Source organism: Streptomyces sp. RKAG337 (assembly GCF_023701715.1).
Classification (GTDB): domain Bacteria; phylum Actinomycetota; class Actinomycetes; order Streptomycetales; family Streptomycetaceae; genus Actinacidiphila.
In genome coordinates this window covers 4,500,405-4,516,455 of the sequence record NZ_JAJOZA010000001.1, presented here as the reverse complement: position 1 = coordinate 4,516,455, position 16,051 = coordinate 4,500,405, and the positions used below count along the sequence as shown (strand labels likewise).

The following is a 16,051-nucleotide window of genomic DNA, read 5'->3' as shown; positions in this document are numbered from 1 at the left end:
CCGGATGACGGCGAGGGGCCGCGTCAGGCGCGGATGACGGCGAGGGCTTCGTCGCGGACGCGGGCGACGGTGGCCGCGTCGCGCGCCTCGACGTTGAGGCGGAGCAGCGGCTCGGTGTTGGAGGCGCGGACGTTGAACCACCAGTCGGCCGTGGTGACCGTGAGGCCGTCGAGTTCGTCGAAGGTGACGCCCGGGCGGCTCCCGTACGCGGCGCGGATCGCGGCCACCCGGCCCGCCTGGTCGGCGACGGTGCTGTTGATCTCGCCGGAGGCGGCGTAGCGGTCGTACTCGGCGACCAGTTCGGAGAGCGTCCCGTCCTGGGCGCCGAGCGCGGCCAGCACGTGCAGGGCGGCGAGCATGCCGGTGTCGGCGTTCCAGAACTCGCGGAAGTAGTAGTGCGCGGAGTGCTCGCCGCCGAAGATCGCGCCGGTGCGGGCCATCTCCTGCTTGATGAAGGAGTGGCCGACGCGGGTGCGCACCGCCTTGCCGCCGTGCTCCGCGACGACCTCGGGCACGGACCAGGACGTGATGAGGTTGTGGATGATCGTGCCGCCGGGGTGCTTGGCCAGCTCGCGGGCCGCGACCAGGGCGGTGATCGCCGAGGGCGACACCGGCTCGCCGCGCTCGTCGACCGCGAAGCAGCGGTCGGCGTCGCCGTCGAAGGCCAGCCCCAGGTCGGCACCGGTCTCCAGGACCTTCGCCTGCAGGTCGACCAGGTTCTTCGGGTCGAGCGGGTTCGCCTCGTGGTTGGGGAACGTGCCGTCCAGCTCGAAGTAGAGCGGCACCAGTTCCAGCGGCAGCCCGGCGAAGACGGTGGGGACGGTGTGGCCGCCCATCCCGTTGCCCGCGTCGACCACGACCTTCAGCCGGCGGATCGCACCGAGGTCGACCAGGCCCCGCAGATAGCCGGCGTAGTCGGCCAGCACGTCCCGCTGGGTGATCACCCCGGCGGTGGCGGCGGGCTCCGGCGCGCCCTGCTCGCTCCACCGCTCGGCCAGCGCGCGGATGTCGGCCAGGCCGGTGTCCTGGCCCACGGGGGCGGCGCCCTTGTGGCACATCTTGATGCCGTTGTACTGCGCGGGGTTGTGGCTGGCGGTGAACATCGCGCCGGGCAGGTCGAGTTGGCCGCTGGCGAAGTACAGCTCGTCCGTCGAGCACAGGCCGATCTCGGTGACGGCCGCGCCGAGGGCGGCCGCGCCGCGCGCGAAGGCGCGGGACAGTCCGGGCGAGGAGGGGCGCATGTCATGGCCGACGACGATCGCGTCGGCCGCGGTGACGGTGACGAAGGCGGCGCCGAAGAGCTCGGCGAGCGGCTCGTCCCACTGGTCCGGGACCACGCCGCGAATGTCGTAGGCCTTGACGATCTGCGACAAGTCGGACACAGCACACCCCTGTTGAACAGCGCCGGACGGCGGCGCGCGGAAAACTCCCGCTCAACCTACCCCGGCGGGGTGATCGGTCCGGTCAGGGCTCCGGGGAGCGCAGCACCCTCAGATGACCCCTGCGGGCGACCTCCATGGGGTCCGCCTCGCGGCCCCGGGAGGCGTTCGCGGGGCGTTCCGGCGGGCGGGCCGCCTCGCGCACCGCGTTGGCGAGCGCTTCGAGGTCGTCACCGCTGGGGAGCACCGGGCCGCTGTCCACGGCGAGCCGGACGACCTCCCAGCCGCGCGGGGCGGTGAGGCGCTCGGAGTGCTCGTGGCAGAGGTCGTAGCAGTGCGGCTCGGCGTAGGTCGCGAGCGGGCCGAGTACGGCGGTCGAGTCCGCGTAGACGTACGTCAGCGTCGCGACGGCGGGTCGGCCGCAAGCGGTCCGCGAACAGCGACGTACAGGGCTCACGACGTTGGACGCTACCGCACTCTTGAGCGGGCCGCGACGACTCTCCATGACCTCACCCTGTCGTGTCGTCCCGGTTCGCCGGGAACGCCTGATAACCGTGATCACGGGCTGACCTGCGGGGAGGCACCTGCGGGGCGGTTTCCCCGCGGCGATCCGGGCCCTGGCCCGGCCCAGGCACAGCGCGGATGCCGCTCCGCCGCGCCCCTGGCCCGGCCCCGGCTCGCCACGGTGGACACTCCCGGACGGCGTGTCAAGGGGCGTCCCGCGGCAGCCGCGGCGGATGGCGCGCCACCCGGCGTCCGCGGTGTACCGGGGCCCCGGGAGGACTAGGCTCAAAGGCGATGGACAGCCCCGTACCTCCCTCTTCAGACCCCCGTCCGCGTCGTCGCGACCGCCATGGCCGCGGCATGCGCGGCCCCATCGCGCCCCCGCAGGTGCCGCTCGCGCTCACGCGCGCCGACGCCTTCGACGATCTCGTACGGGACGCCGCCGACCGGCTGGAGAGGCGCTGGCCGCAGCTGGCCGACGTCGAGTTCGCCGTGCAGGAGGTGCCGCTCGTCTCCGACGCGGGGAAACCGGCGACGCCGGATGACTCCGCCGACGGCAGCGTGCCGCTCGGCCGGCTGATCAGCGGCCGCAAGGACGCCCCCAACCGCATCGTGGTCTACCGCCGCCCGGTGGAGATCCGGGCCAAGAGCCACGACGAGCGGGCGATGCTCGTGCACGAGGTCGTCGTCGAGCAGGTGGCCGAGCTCCTGGGGCTCTCCCCGGAGAACGTGGACCCCAAGTACGGGCAGGAATAAGCCCGGCCGGACACGCGCCCGGCCGGACGGCCCCTGATCGCCGGTTGCCGGGAACCGTCAGCGGCCGGGAAGCGTCAGCGGTCCGGAATCGTCAGCGGTCGGGGACCGTCAGTCGTCGAGGATCGTCAGGTCCGGCTGGACCTTCGGGACCACGACCGTGCCCCGGTCGTCCGGCATCGGCTGGATGGTGAACATCGGGATGCCGTTGAGCGGCAGCGACAGCATGCGCGAGGCGTAGACCGGTCCGCCGGAGACCGGCTCGACGGTCACCGCGAAGGCGCCCTTGCCCGACGAGGGCTCGGGCGGCTCGATCGCCAGGCTGGTGCCGGCCTTGACGGTGACGTTCTTGCTGACCGGTGCTCCGCCGTCGGTGGCCGCCGAGGTGGTGACCTTCACGACCGCCTCCTTGTCCGGTGCGACCAGGGACAGCGTCGACGCCTTGATCCGGTTGTCGGCGACGGTGGCCCGTTCGTCGATCTTCGGGGTGGCCGGCAGGAAGGCCGTCTCCTGCTTGGCGCCGGTGCCGCGGGTGATGCGCAGGGCGGCGACGATCGGCGCGGCCCCGTGCGCGTCGCTCGGGGTCAGCAGCAGGGATCCGGCCTCGCCCTTGGTGACGTCCCCGAGCTCGATCGTGGTCGTCATACCGCTCTTGACGTGCAGCGTCTCGTGTCCGGCCGGGGTGATCGAGCCGGTCGGGGCGGCGAGCCGCACCTTCAGGTCCGCGTCGTCCTGGCCAGTGGCGTACGCGACGAGCCGCACGGATGTGGCGTCGGCGGGGATGCCGGGGAAGACCAGGCCGGCGGCCGGGTCCGCGGCGGCGGGCAGCCAGTCCGCGCCGGCCTTGCCGTCCACGGCCTGGACGGCCGCGCCGACCCGGCCGCTGCGGACGGTGACGTGCACGGTCAGGTCCTGGACCTTCTCCGTGACGAGGGTGGAGAGCAGGATCGACGTGCTGCCCTGCGACGGGACGGAGACGCCGTCGCCGGTCGTGGCCTTCAGCGCGCCGTCCTTGCCGAACAGTTCGACGTCGACGACGGCGTCCAGCTCGTCGGGGTTCACCAGGTGCAGGAAGTCCTGGCGGTCGGCGGCGGTGCTCGCGGCCGGGAACCAGAACTCACTGTCCGGGGCGACGCAGGACGTGCCGAGCACGGCGCGGCCGGGACCCGCACTGACCACGGTGGTCTGCTGAACGCTCCAGCCGGGCGCCAGGCCGCCCTCGGCGGTGCCGATCAGCGCCGGGCTGTCGGCCTTCTCCACCTTGGCGGTGGCGGGCGCACCCGGCTGGGTGAGCGGGGCGAGCGGCTTGGCCTTGGCGCTCGCGTCCCCGATGGCGGGCAGCAGCTGGGCGGTGCCCTGCTTGCCCGTCCGGGCGCCCTTGGGCGTGAACGAGGTGTACGTGGTGGACGCCAGCTCGGAGCCCGACGGCGCCGGGCAGACGAGCGCCGACCGCTGCACCGGCTGCCGGGCGGCGGAGCCCACGGGCGCGGCGGCCGGGTCGCCGGCTCCGGTGAGCACGGCCGCGCCGGTGAGGGCGGCGAGTGCTGCGGTCGCTCCCGCCAGGGAGATGATGCTGCGGTTCACTGACTTTCACCTCGCGGTGTTGCCCGGGGCCGGCCGGTCGGCCTGGTCACGGCCGGCGTGACGTGCGTGACGTACCTGGTGTGGGGGACCCGGCGGACGGGTTCTGCGGTGCCGCCGGGTCGCGGTGCTCAGGGCTGCCGGCTGCCCCCGTCGCGGTGCTGGTCGCCGTCGGGGTAGTACCCGTTGCCGTCCTCGTCCTGCCGGTACGGGTCGTAGGCCGGCGGCGGCTGCTGGCCGTACGTGTACGGGTCGGCGTAGCCGCCGTTGTTCTGGTCGTAGCCGCCGTTCTGGTTCTGCTGCTGGCCGTAGCCGTTGTTCTGCTGGTCGTAGCCGTTGTTCTGGTCGTAGCCGGCGGGGTCCGCGGGGGCGGCGTACTGGTAGCCGTCCCACTGCTGACCGTACGGATCCTGTTGCGGGACGGCGGCGTACGGGTCGCCGCCCGGGTCGACCGGTTCGGGTGCCGCGTACGGGTCGTACTGGTCCGGGATCGCCGCGGCCGGGGCCGTCCCGTCCGGGTCGCTCCCGTCGTCGTCGGGGCCCGCCTCGGCGGCGGCCTCGGCGTCCGCGGCGGCCTGGAGGCGGCGGGCGCGGCGGCCCTCGCCGGACGCCTGCGCCGGGATCCCGGAGGCGGACATGTCCGCGGCGACCGCTTCCTGCTCCGGCAGGTCGTCGTCGATCTGCCGGCGGCGGCCCGGCAGCGCCAGGACGACCACCACGAGCAGGAGGAAGCCCTGCGCCCACAGCCAGCCGGTGTGGGCGACCGGGTCCTGGTACGTGACGTCGAGCCGGCCGCCGTCCGCGGGCAGTTCGAAGCCCTGCGCCCACTCGTCGACCTTGGTGGCCTTGAGCGGCCGGCCGTCGAGGGTCGCCTGCCAGCCGGCGGAGGCCGCGTCGGCGAGGCGCAGGACGCGCCCCGCGCCGCCGGCCGGGATCTTGGCGTGCGCCTCGACCCGCCAGGCCGGGACGGGCACCGGCGGTGCGTCCTTGCTGACGATGGCCATCCGGGAGACGGCGGTGTCGACGCGCCACAGGGCGCTGCCGTCGGCCTGGCTGACGCGCGTCAGGCCCGGGGTGCTGTCGAGCACCCGGCCCATCTCGCGCGGGGCGCCGGGCTGTACGAGGACGTAGCGGACGGCGTAGCCGGTGAGGCGGGTCGCCTGGTCGGCGCCGGAGCCTGCCACGAGGTTGGCGACCGTGTCGTCCAGGCGGCTGTCGCGGCCCGCCTCGGCGGCGAGTTCCGCGTCGCCCAGCCGCGCGCCGGCGCCACGGACCAGGACGTACGAGACGCCCGTCGGCTTGCCGTCGAGCACCAGGGTGCGGGCCTGGTCGCTGCTGCTGCTCTCCTCCGCGACGAACGCGGGGACCTGCACCGGGTCATGCCGCTTGAGCGGACCGTTGGCGCCGTCCGAGACCCAGGTGAAGGCGGCCAGCAGCGGGGCCGCGGCGGCGGCCAGGGCGATCAGCGCGGCGACGGGCTGCCGCCAGCCGAAGCCCTTGGCGGCGATGCGGTCCTTGGCGCCCTCGGCGCCGATCGCGGCGGCCGACAGCAGCGCGAGGCCGTAGACGAGGGTGGCGGGGCCGGCCCACGCCTTGCCGTTCTCCAGGATGGCGAAGAGCAGTCCGGTCAGCGCGACCGCCCAGGCGGTGAGGACCGCCAGCCGGCGTTCTGAACGCATCAGGGCGGCGAGTGCGGCGAGGACGAGGCCGATGAGCAGCAGTCCGCCGGAGCCGTTCGGCCCGCCGGGGCTGATCATCAGCAGGTCGACGGCCGAGGCGGCCTTGATGCCGTAGGGCAGGCCCGCCTCGTGCAGGAAACGTCCGGGATGCGTGAGCAGCGACAGCGACCAAGGCGCGAGGAGCACGACCGGGGTGACGATCAGCGCGGCGAAGCGCAGCAGGTGCGGAACGAGCAGCCGCTGCCGGCCGCTCACCACGCGCAGCGCGAGCACCCCCGCGCACAGCACCAGGGCGACCGGCCAGACCAGCGGGGTGAACGCGGTCGTGAAGGTGAGCATCAGGGCGAGCGCCCAGGTGGCGCGCCAGCTGGGCCGGGCGCCGCGCTCGATGGCGCCGTCGGTCAGTTGCAGTCCGGCGGTGGCGATCGCGGTGCGGGCCATGAGCGGCAGCAGGATCGCGAGGACCGCGGTGCCGAGCCGGCCGCCGGCCAGCGCACCGGTGGCGGCGGGCAGGAACGCGTAGGCGACGCTGGCCCAGGCGCGCAGCAGGCGGGACTCGACCAGCGGCCGGGACGCGAAGTACGCGGTGACGCCAGCCAGTGGGACGGAGGCGACCAGCAGCACGGTCAGGGTGAGCCCGGTGCTGCCGAACAGGACGGTCGAGAAGAGCGCCAGGACCGCGAGGTAGGGCGGGGCGGGCTGGGTGCCGCCGGTGCCCAGGGCGTGCCAGGCGCCGCTGTACGAGGCCCAGAGGTCGGAGGCGCCGGGGGCGGCGGGCAGCAGCGCGCCGCCGAGCAGCGATCCGGAGCCGAGCAGCGAGCGGCAGGCGGCCAGCGAGACAACCAGCAGCACGGCGAAGAGCATCGGTCCCGGTTTGCGGGCGATGCGCTTGAGCCGGGCGAACTGCTCGACCTCGATGTACTCGCCGTCCTCGTCGCCGGGCCCGGACTCGATGCCGCCGCCGTGCCGGCCGGCGGCCGCGGCGGCGGCCTCCGAGCGTCCGGAGAAGTTGCTGACGACCTGGTCGACGGTGGCCCGCACGGTCGCGCCCGGCGGCGGGAAGAGCGGTCGCAGTTCGGACGGCGGGACGGCGCCCTGGCCGCGGCGGCGGCGCGCGCCGAGCACCCGGCCGGGGCGCACCAGCACGCGCAGCAGCCCGACGATCTCGTCGACGGCCTGTACCGGCACCTTGCCGACGAGGTAGGCGAGCGTGCGCAGCAGGGTGCCGAGGACGATGCGCAGGATCACGTAGGGCAGCAGCGGACCGCGGGTGTTGGCCAGCAGTGTGTAGACGGCACCGGCCTTGTCGACGCGGTGCGGGTTGACGGCGGAGCGGCCGGCGCAGTCCACCGGGCGGCGCTCACGGGAGGCGGCCTCGGCATGCCGCATCACGGCGTCCGGGGCGACCAGGACGGTGTGGCCGGCGGCCTGGGCGCGCCAGCAGAAGTCGACGTCGTCCCGCATGAGCGGCACATGGCGGTCGAAGCCGCCCAGCTCGTCCCACACGTCCCGGCGGACCAGCATGCCGGCGCTGGACACGGAGAGGACCTGACGGATCTGGTCGTGCTGTCCCTGGTCCTGCTCGCGGCGTTCCAGCCCGGTCCAGCGGCGGCCGCTGCGGGCGATGCTGACCCCGACCTCCAGCAGCTGCCGGGCGTCGTACCAGCTGAGCAGCTTGGGGCCGATGACCGCCGCGGAGGGCGAGGAGTCGGCGGTGCGCAGCAGGGCGGCGAGGGCGCCGGGTTCCGGCTCGCAGTCGTCGTGCAGCAGCCAGAGCCATTCGACCGGCTCGCCGTGCGGGTGGTCGGGCTCGTCGTACGCGTCGTCGTTCCAGCTGCGGCTGACGGGGTCCCATCCGCTGGCGCGCTGGAGATAGGGCAGCTGCTCGGCGGTGAGCCGGCCGGCGGCGCGGGCCGCCTCGTCCACGGCGGCGCCGAAGCTGGTGCGGCGGGCGAGGTGGAGCACCCGCTGGGCACCGAGGGAGCCGGCGAGGAGCTGGGCGGAGTCGTCGGCGCTGCCGGTGTCGGCGGCGATGACGTCCTGGACCGGACGGTCCTGGGCAAGGAGGCCCGAGAGCGCGTTGGGCAGCCAGCGGGCGCCGTCGTGCGCGACGAGCACGGCGGTGACGACATGGCGCGGCAACTCTGGGGCGGCCGGGAAAAAGGCCGACGCTTGGCTGTTCACGGACATCCGGTTCGGGCCCCGGTTCGCTGGACTGCGGTGGACGCTGTGACCACTGGGGTGGACGGCGCGCCTCGGACGGGCCCCCACACTAACGGCTCACGCCCCCGGCCCTTCCCGGCGCCTGTGGATAACCGCCGCCGCACCGGTGCGGGACACCGGCACCGGACACAACAACGGCCCGCCTCCCGGCGGATGAGGCCGGGAGGCGGGCCGTGCGGACCCTGCGCGGTGGACGGGTCTCAGACCACGCCCTTCTTGAGACGTCGTCGTTCGCGTTCCGACAGTCCGCCCCAGATTCCGAAGCGTTCGTCGTTGGCGAGTGCGTAGTCGAGGCAGTCGGAGCGGACTTCACAGGCGAGACAGACCTTTTTCGCCTCGCGAGTGGATCCGCCCTTTTCGGGGAAGAACGATTCGGGATCGGTCTGCGCACAGAGCGCGCGCTCCTGCCACCCGAGTTCCTCGTCAGCCTCCTCGGCCAGCAGAAGCTGGAACTGCTCGGTCATGCGCGCCCCTCGTCTGTCTTTGCTTCCCCGTGATGTTGCCGTTACCAGTAGCGGCTGAACGACACGAGTGAAATTACAAGTGTGCCGATACGGGCCAGTCAAGCCGAGATCTGCTATTGGGTCCGTTATTCACTCCGCTGAACCAAGGGTTGGCAGAAAGTGTGGAAATCATCCCAAACGCCAGCATCTGTCAACCCTGCTCCAGTTGATCCACCGTGATCCACTGCCCACACCTCGTCAGACGTCGCAGCGCCGGGCCACGTTCCGCCTCGCGGAATGAAGCGTTGTGGATCACAATCCGGCCACGGGGTCGCGGCGGCGCCGAGAAGGACGACGCTCCCATGTGCGGTTGCTGCGCCACCTATCCGCACATCTCTCCGCACAAACCTTTCACCACCTCGCTCGACCGGTTCAGGTGAAAGATTTCGGACATAACGGACAAGAGGTTGACAAGCCGTCGAAGAGACCGGTCTCCTATACCCATGCCAGCAGTGACCCATGCGCCCGTTCGGACTCGCCGTCGCGAGTCCCACCGCGCTGTGCCGGTCCGCTGTCGTCGTTCCCGTTGTTGCCGCTGAGTCCTGATTCCTGGACCACTGAGCGCTCTCTCCTGATCGCCCGGTGTCGCGTCCGCCGCCCTCCGCAGCTTCCGGCAAGGAACCTCCGCACATGTACAGCGATGTCTCGATCGCCGGCGATCCGCTCGCCCTCCCCCACCTGCTGCCCCCGGTGCCCCAGCACCCCGGCACCGTCGCCGAGTTCGCCGGCCTGGCCCGTTCCATCGCGGCCGACCGCGCCCGCTGGGCACCGCTGGTCCGCTACGACGCCACCACGCGCTGGTACGCCCGGCTGCAAACCGGCCCCGGCTACGAGGTGTGGCTGCTCAGCTGGGTACCCGGGCAGAGCAGCGGGCTGCACGACCACGGCCGCTCCTCCGGTGTGCTCACCGTCCTCCAGGGCGAACTGACCGAGCGCGCGCTGTCCGCCGGCTCGGCCGAGGTCCGGCGCACCCTGGTGCCGGGCGGCCAGCGCGCCTTCGCGCCCGGCTACCTCCACGAGGTCGTCAACGACTCCCTGGAACCGGCCGTCAGCCTGCACGTCTACTTCCCCGGCCTCACCGCGATGACCCCCTACGCCGCCTGCACCGCGCCCTCCGCGCAGGAGCCGGCGCAGGAGTCCGTGCGGGGCTGACGGACCGGGCTGACAGACTGTCCCCATGCGAATCGTGGTATTGGCCGGAGGCATCGGGGGGGCCCGTTTCCTGCGCGGCCTCAAAGCAGCGGCACCGGATGCGGAGATCACCGTCATCGGCAACACCGGTGACGACATCCACCTGTTCGGACTCAAGGTCTGTCCCGACCTCGACACCGTGATGTACACCCTCGGCGGCGGCATCCACGAGGAACAGGGCTGGGGCCGGTCCGACGAGACCTTCACCGTCAAGGCCGAACTCGCGGCGTACGGCGTGGGACCGGAGTGGTTCGGGCTCGGCGACCGCGACTTCGCGACCCACATCGTGCGCACCCAGATGATCGGCGCGGGCTATCCGCTCAGCGCCGTCACCGAGGCGCTGTGCGAGCGCTGGCAGCCGGGTGTCCGGCTCATCCCCATGTCGGACGACCGCGTCGAGACGCATGTCCTCGTGGACGTCGACGGCGAGCGCAAGGCCGTGCACTTCCAGGAGTACTGGGTGCGGCTGCACGCCTCCGTCGAGGCGCACGCCGTGGTGCCGGTCGGCGCGGAACAGGCGAAGCCGGCCCCCGGTGTCCTGGAGGCCATCGCGGAAGCAGACGTCATCGTCTTCCCGCCGTCCAACCCCGTCGTCAGCATCGGCACCATCCTGGCCGTGCCGGGCATCCGCGAGGCCATCGCCGAGGCGGGCGTCCCGGTCGTCGGGCTGTCGCCCATCGTCGGTGACGCGCCGGTGCGCGGTATGGCGGACAAGGTCCTGGAGGCCGTCGGGGTCGAGACCACCGCCGCCGCGGTCGCCGCCCACTACGGCTCCGGGCTGCTCGACGGCTGGCTCGTCGACACCGTGGACGCCGCGGCGGTCGAGGGGATCGAGTCCGCGGGCATCCGCTGCCGGGCCGTGCCGCTGATGATGACCGACCTCGAAGCCACCACCGCCATGGCGCGCGAAGCGCTGGCGCTGGCGGAGGAGGTCCGCACGTGACGGCTCCGTCCTTCCCGGCGGACGCGGCCACCCCGTCCTTCCAGGTGCTGGCCGTCTCCGGGATTCCCGAGGTGCAGCCCGGCGACGACCTCGCCAAACTGATCGCCGCCGCGGATCCCGCGCTCGCCGACGGCGACGTGCTGCTGGTGACGTCGAAGATCGTCAGCAAGGCCGAGGGCCGGATCATCCGCGCCGACGACCGCGAGGCCGCGATCGACGCCGAGATGGTGCGGCTGGTCGCGCGGCGCGGACCCACCCGGATCGTCGAGACCCGGCACGGCTTCGTCATGGCCGCGGCCGGCGTCGACGCCTCCAACACCGCGCCCGGCACCGTACTGCTGCTGCCCGAGGACCCGGACGCGTCCGCCCGCGGGATCCGGGAGGGGCTGCGCGCGGCGCTCGGCGTCGAGGTCGCGGTCGTGGTCACCGACACCTTCGGACGGCCGTGGCGCGAGGGGCTCACCGACGTCGCCATCGGCGCCGCCGGGCTGCGGGTCCTGGAGGATCTGCGCGGCGGCACCGACTCGCACGGCAACGCCCTGAGCATGACGGTGACCGCCACCGGGGACGAACTCGCCGCCGCCGGGGACCTCGTCAAGGGCAAGTCGGCCGGACTGCCGGTCGCCGTCATTCGCGGTCTCGGCCACCTGGTGACGGCGGACGACGGACCGGGCGCCCGTGCCCTCGTCCGGGACGCGGGCACGGACATGTTCCGGCTCGGCACGTCGGAGGCCGTCCGCGAGGCGGTCGCGGCCCGCCGCACGGTCCGGGACTTCACGACGGAGCCGGTGGACGGGTCCGCGGTCCGCCGCGCCGTCGCCCTGGCCGTCACCGCACCGGCCCCGCACCACACGACGCCCTGGCGGTTCGTCCTCCTGGAATCCGCGGAGTCCAGGACGCGGCTGCTCGACGCCATGCGGGACGCCTGGGAGGCGGACCTGCGGGCCGACGGCTTCCCCGAGGAGAACATCACCCGCCGGCTGCGGCGCGGCGACGTGCTGCGGCGCGCGCCCTATCTGATCGTTCCCTGCCTGGTCGCCGACGGCGCGCACGCGTATCCGGACGCGCGGCGGGCGGGCGCGGAACGCGAGATGTTCGTCGTCGCGGTCGGCGCCGCCGTCCAGAACCTGCTGGTCGCCCTGGCGGGCGAGCAGCTCGGCTCCGCGTGGGTGTCCTCGACGATGTTCTGCCGCGACGTCGTCCGGGACGTCCTCGGACTGCCGGCCGACTGGGACCCGATGGGCGCGGTCGCCGTCGGCCACGCGTCGGCTGCGCCTCCGGCTCGCCCGGAGCGGACCGCGGAGGGGTTCATCACGGTCCGCTGAGTTGTGGTCGGTGCGTCGTGGGTGCGGGGGCCGGGCTCTCCGGCGCAGGAGTCCGAAATCGACTATTTACGATCCCCCAACCTTCGGCCGGGGGTGCCCCCAGCGGCTCACAAATCGCTCGGCAGCATTTCGGACCCCTACGCCTGCGATCCCGTCCCCCTCGCCGCCGTTGGTTCCCCCACCCCGCGACGGCGCGGCCCGCTCAGATCCGGCTGATGTCACGCGGCGAAAAGCGCGGCGCACGCCGAGGCGGCACCCGGCCGCTGAGCAGGATCAGCCGCGCCGCCCGGTGCCGCTGGCCCTCGTACGGGGCCAGCAGGGCGCACATAGCGGCGTCGTCAGTGCGCAACGCTCCCGTGAGGGCGAAGCCGATGATGTTCGGCAGGTGCAGGTCGCCGACGGTCAGGGCGTCCGGGTCCCCGTTGCTGCGCTGCAGCGTCTCGGCGGCGGTCCAGGGGCCGATGCCCGGGATCACCGTCAGCCGGGCGGTGGCCGACGCCAGGTCCATCGTGGCGGCCTCCTCCATCCGCGCGGCCACCCGGACCGCGCGCAGGATCGTCGAGGACCGCTTGTTGTCGACCCCGGCCCGGTGCCACTCCCAGGACGGGATGAGGGACCACTGGCGCGGGGCGGGCATGACGTACATCCCGCCGTCCGGGCCGCCGGTGGCCGGGCCGGGGGCCGGTTCGCCGTGCCGGCGCAGGAGCAGCCGCCATGCGCGGTACGCCTCGTCGGAGGTGACCTTCTGTTCCAGGATCGCGGGGATCAGCGATTCGAGGACGAGACCGGTCCTGGTCAGCCGCAGGCCCGGGTTCCGCCGGTGCGCCTCGTGCACGACGCGGTGGCGCGGGGTGAACGGCGTCGGGTCGTCGCCGGCGCCGAGCAGCCCGGGCAGCGCCTCCAGGAGCCAGTCCCGCCCATCGCCCCAGGCCTGCGCCCGTACGACGCCGTCGGCCGCGGTGATCCGCAGCGTGCCGGGGCCCTGCGGAGTGCGGGCCGCCCGCCAGATCGCGCCGTCGGGCGTCATCCGGAACGCCGGATCGCCCGGGCCGCGGCCCAGCGGGCCCAGCGTCAGGCGGAGGTCGGGCCGGCCCTCGGGGGTCCAGCTGCGGATGCTCGTGCGCACGCGACCGAGCGTAGCCGCCCCCTCGGACAGGCCCGCCCGCCTGCCACTACTGGTCGGACGGCCGTTACTGGTCGGACGCAGCTACTGGTCGGACGAGAAGCGGATCGAGGCCGCCGGGATCCGGGCGGAGCACCAGACGCGGGCGCCGTGCAGCAGCTCGTTGTCCGCGCCGACGGTGGCGCCGTCGCCGATGACCGCGCCGTCCAGCACGGTGCGGGCACCGATGGTGGCGCCGGTGCCGATGAGGGAGTCGCGGATGACCGCGCCGTCCTCGACGACGGCGCCGTCCAGCACGAGGCTGCCGTCGATGCTGGCGTCGGCGCCGATCCGGGCTCCGGCGCCGATGGAGGTGCCGCCGGTGAGCTTGGTGCCCTCACCGATGACCGCGCCCTCCAGGACGAGCCGCTCGCCCCGGCGGCCGGGGACGGCCGGGGACGGAGCGCGGCCGAGGACGAGGTCGGCGGAGCCGCGGACGAAGGCCTGCGGGGTGCCGAGGTCGAGCCAGTACGTGGAGTCGACCATGCCCTGCAGATGCGCGCCGGCCGCCAGGAGGCCGGGGAACGTCTCCCGTTCGACCGAGACCGGCCGGCCCGCCGGGATGCTGTCGATCACCGAGCGGTTGAACACGTACGCGCCCGCGTTGATCTGGTCCGTGACGATCTCCTCGGGGGTCTGCGGCTTCTCGAGGAAGGCCGTGACGCGCCCGGAGGGGTCGGTGGGGACGAGGCCGAACGCGCGCGGGTCCGCGACCTTGGTGAGGTGCAGGGAGACGTCGGCGCCGGTGGTGCGGTGGTTGTCGACGAGGGCGCGGATGTCGAGGCCGGTGAGGATGTCGCCGTTGAAGATGAGGACCGGCTCGCCGGGGGCGGACCGGAGCCGGGACGCGACGTTGCGGATGGCGCCGCCGGTGCCGAGCGGCTCGTCCTCGGTGACGTACTCCAGGTGCAGGCCGAGCTCGGAGCCGTCGCCGAAGTGCGGTTCGAAGACCTCGGCGAGGTAGGACGTGGCGAGCACGATGTGCTCGACGCCGGCCGCGCGGGCGCGGGCGAGCTGGTGGGTCAGGAACGGCACACCGGCCGCCGGGACCATGGGCTTGGGCGTGTGCACCGTCAGCGGGCGCAGTCTCGTGCCCTTGCCGCCGACCAAGAGGATCGCTTCAGTCACCTGGGTTCTTCTCTGCTTCCTGGTGGGCGGGCCGGTGGGCGGCAATCTTAGGCAGATGAACGGATGAGCTGACCACTCGCACCGCCGGACACGCGGAACCCGGCGCTCCACGACCCCTGGACGCACGAGTTCCGCGGCCCCGGGACGCAGTGGTCGCCGGGGCCGCGGAAGGGAGGGGTGGACGGAGGATCAGCGGCCCTGCAGATCGGCTGCCGTCTTACGGGCGGTGCCGAGTTGGCCGTAGAGCTTGGTGCCGGGGCACTCGGTGGCGAAGCCGTCGCGGTGCCCGGAGATGACGTTGAGCTTGACGCTGGTGCCCTTCGTGTACAGGTTGGCGCCGGCGGACGTGAGGTGCGTGGTGCCGGTCGGGTTGCCGCCGTGCAGCCCGAGCTTCCAGGCGGCCAGCTGCGACACCGCCTTCACGGCCGCGGCGGGAGCCGAGCTGGAGGTGAACGTGCCGAGCACCGCGACGCCCGCGCTGTCGGTGTTGAAGCCCATGGTGTGAGCGCCCATGACCGGCTTGGCGACGCCGCCGGCGCGGCCCTCGTAGATGTTTCCGCACTTGTCGACGAGGAAGTTGTAGCCGATGTCCCGCCAGCCGCTGCTCTCCACGTGGTAGCGGTAGATGCTGCGGATGAGGGCGGGCGCCCCCGAGCAGGTGTAGTCGTTGCCGGTGGCGGTGTGGTGGACGAAGACCACCTTCACCGTGTTGGTGTAGACGAAGCCCGCCTCACGCAGCCCCTCGTCGGCGCCCCAGCCGGCCCGGGTGACGATCCGGGGACGTGCGCCGACGTAGGACGCGCCGCCCGCCGCGGCCTCGGTCTCGGCCTTGGTGAGCGCGGGGAGCTCGGTGACCGGAGCTGCGCCCGGAGCCGACTCCACACCGCGGTCGTCCAGGACCGGGGTGGTGGCGGGGGTGGTGACCGGGGTGGTGGCGGGAGTGGTGTCCGGTGCGCTCGGATCGGTGACGGGGGCACCCGGCGCGGTGGCCGGGGTGACCGGGCCGTCGTCGCCCGGGTCGACCATCTCCAGCCGCAGCCCGCCGGGCAGTGGCACCGCCTTGGCGGCGGAGCCGGCGCCGCGGTCACCGCCGGCGGCCGGCTGGACGCGGACCTGGACACCGTCAGAGGCCCCGACCCACAGCGGGGCGGTGGCACCGCGGCCGGTCCGGCCGGCCGGGTCGGGGGCGTCGTCGTTGTGCGCCTGTACGTCCCGCCAGCCCGACCAGGTGCCGGTGCCGGCCGCCCGGGTGCGGACCTGGACGGCGGCATCGAGATCGGCCGCCGGGTTGTCCCAGGTGACGCCGAGCAGGGAGAACGGGGCGACCTGACGGGCGGACAGACCCTGCTCGGCGGGGGCGCCGGGCGCACGGTCGGTTCCATGGGTGACGGTGGGGGCGGTGAGCGGCACCAGCGGAAGGTTGCGGGTGCCGCCCGGGAGGTGGGAGGCCGTCGTGTGGGCCGGCCGCGCGGAACGCCCGCTCTGTGCGGCGGCGCCCGTGGGAACGGCGAACGGAAGCGCCAGCGCGGCCGTGCACGCGACGCCGATGGTGGTGGCTAGGAATGCACGCATAGGACAGATCGTTACATAAGCCTCATGTATGTCCAGTCGAGATCTGACGGGCAGTCCGCCGGAACGACCCTCCGCCCTCGCCCGTCCGGGCGAGGGCCGCCGGCCCGG

12 protein-coding genes are annotated in these 16,051 nt (G+C 73.5%); 4 read left to right on the top strand and 8 right to left on the bottom strand.

What is annotated here, in order from left to right; all coding sequences use genetic code 11:
- Positions 1-23 precede the first annotated feature (23 nt).
- Both LNW73_RS20155 and LNW73_RS20150 read right to left on the bottom strand, forming a co-directional pair.
- Entirely contained in the window at positions 24-1,382 is a 1,359-nt protein-coding gene (locus tag LNW73_RS20155) for a phosphomannomutase/phosphoglucomutase (protein WP_250990863.1), read from the bottom strand.
- Between the two features lie 82 nt (positions 1,383-1,464).
- Positions 1,465-1,884 (bottom strand): DUF3499 domain-containing protein, encoded by a 420-nt coding sequence (locus LNW73_RS20150; protein ID WP_250976149.1) that lies wholly within the window; start codon positions 1,882-1,884, stop codon positions 1,465-1,467.
- A 293-nt stretch (positions 1,885-2,177) separates the two neighbouring features.
- Between LNW73_RS20150 and LNW73_RS20145 the strand changes: the two genes are divergently transcribed.
- Complete coding sequence (locus LNW73_RS20145; RefSeq protein WP_250976150.1) at positions 2,178-2,639, top strand: metallopeptidase family protein; 462 nt, start codon at positions 2,178-2,180, stop codon at positions 2,637-2,639.
- A 108-nt stretch (positions 2,640-2,747) separates the two neighbouring features.
- On the opposite strand, the gene LNW73_RS20140 is transcribed toward LNW73_RS20145, so the two are convergent.
- The 3 genes from LNW73_RS20140 to LNW73_RS20130 form a co-directional block, all read right to left on the bottom strand.
- Positions 2,748-4,220 (bottom strand): DUF5719 family protein, encoded by a 1,473-nt coding sequence (locus tag LNW73_RS20140; RefSeq protein WP_250990862.1) that lies wholly within the window; start codon positions 4,218-4,220, stop codon positions 2,748-2,750.
- 128 nt (positions 4,221-4,348) lie between these two features.
- Positions 4,349-8,086, bottom strand: coding sequence for a glycosyltransferase (locus LNW73_RS20135; RefSeq protein ID WP_250990861.1), 3,738 nt, complete (start codon positions 8,084-8,086; stop codon positions 4,349-4,351).
- A 233-nt stretch (positions 8,087-8,319) separates the two neighbouring features.
- Positions 8,320-8,583 carry a WhiB family transcriptional regulator gene (locus LNW73_RS20130; RefSeq protein ID WP_093737255.1) on the bottom strand — a complete coding sequence of 88 codons (264 nt, stop codon included), beginning with the start codon at positions 8,581-8,583 and terminating at the stop codon, positions 8,320-8,322.
- A 669-nt stretch (positions 8,584-9,252) separates the two neighbouring features.
- Here LNW73_RS20130 and LNW73_RS20125 point away from each other — a divergent pair.
- The 3 genes from LNW73_RS20125 to LNW73_RS20115 are packed head-to-tail and all read left to right on the top strand — an operon-like array spanning position 9,253 to position 12,081.
- On the top strand, positions 9,253-9,774 hold the full coding sequence (locus LNW73_RS20125; RefSeq protein WP_250976153.1) for a cysteine dioxygenase: 522 nt from the start codon (positions 9,253-9,255) through the stop codon (positions 9,772-9,774).
- 25 nt (positions 9,775-9,799) lie between these two features.
- Positions 9,800-10,756 carry a 2-phospho-L-lactate transferase gene (cofD, locus tag LNW73_RS20120; RefSeq protein WP_250990860.1) on the top strand — a complete coding sequence of 319 codons (957 nt, stop codon included), beginning with the start codon at positions 9,800-9,802 and terminating at the stop codon, positions 10,754-10,756.
- Positions 10,753-12,081 carry a coenzyme F420-0:L-glutamate ligase gene (locus LNW73_RS20115; protein WP_250990859.1) on the top strand — a complete coding sequence of 443 codons (1,329 nt, stop codon included), beginning with the start codon at positions 10,753-10,755 and terminating at the stop codon, positions 12,079-12,081. The genes cofD and LNW73_RS20115 overlap by 4 nt, the downstream gene beginning before the upstream one ends.
- Positions 12,082-12,283: 202 nt before the next feature.
- Here LNW73_RS20115 and LNW73_RS20110 read toward each other — a convergent pair whose 3' ends face one another.
- The 3 genes from LNW73_RS20110 to LNW73_RS20100 form a co-directional block, all read right to left on the bottom strand.
- Entirely contained in the window at positions 12,284-13,207 is a 924-nt protein-coding gene (locus LNW73_RS20110) for a DNA-3-methyladenine glycosylase family protein (protein ID WP_250990858.1), read from the bottom strand.
- Between the two features lie 81 nt (positions 13,208-13,288).
- Positions 13,289-14,371 (bottom strand): sugar phosphate nucleotidyltransferase, encoded by a 1,083-nt coding sequence (locus LNW73_RS20105; protein WP_250976157.1) that lies wholly within the window; start codon positions 14,369-14,371, stop codon positions 13,289-13,291.
- Positions 14,372-14,560: 189 nt separating this feature from the next.
- Entirely contained in the window at positions 14,561-15,943 is a 1,383-nt protein-coding gene (locus tag LNW73_RS20100; protein ID WP_250990857.1) for an N-acetylmuramoyl-L-alanine amidase, read from the bottom strand.
- Positions 15,944-16,051 lie beyond the last annotated feature (108 nt).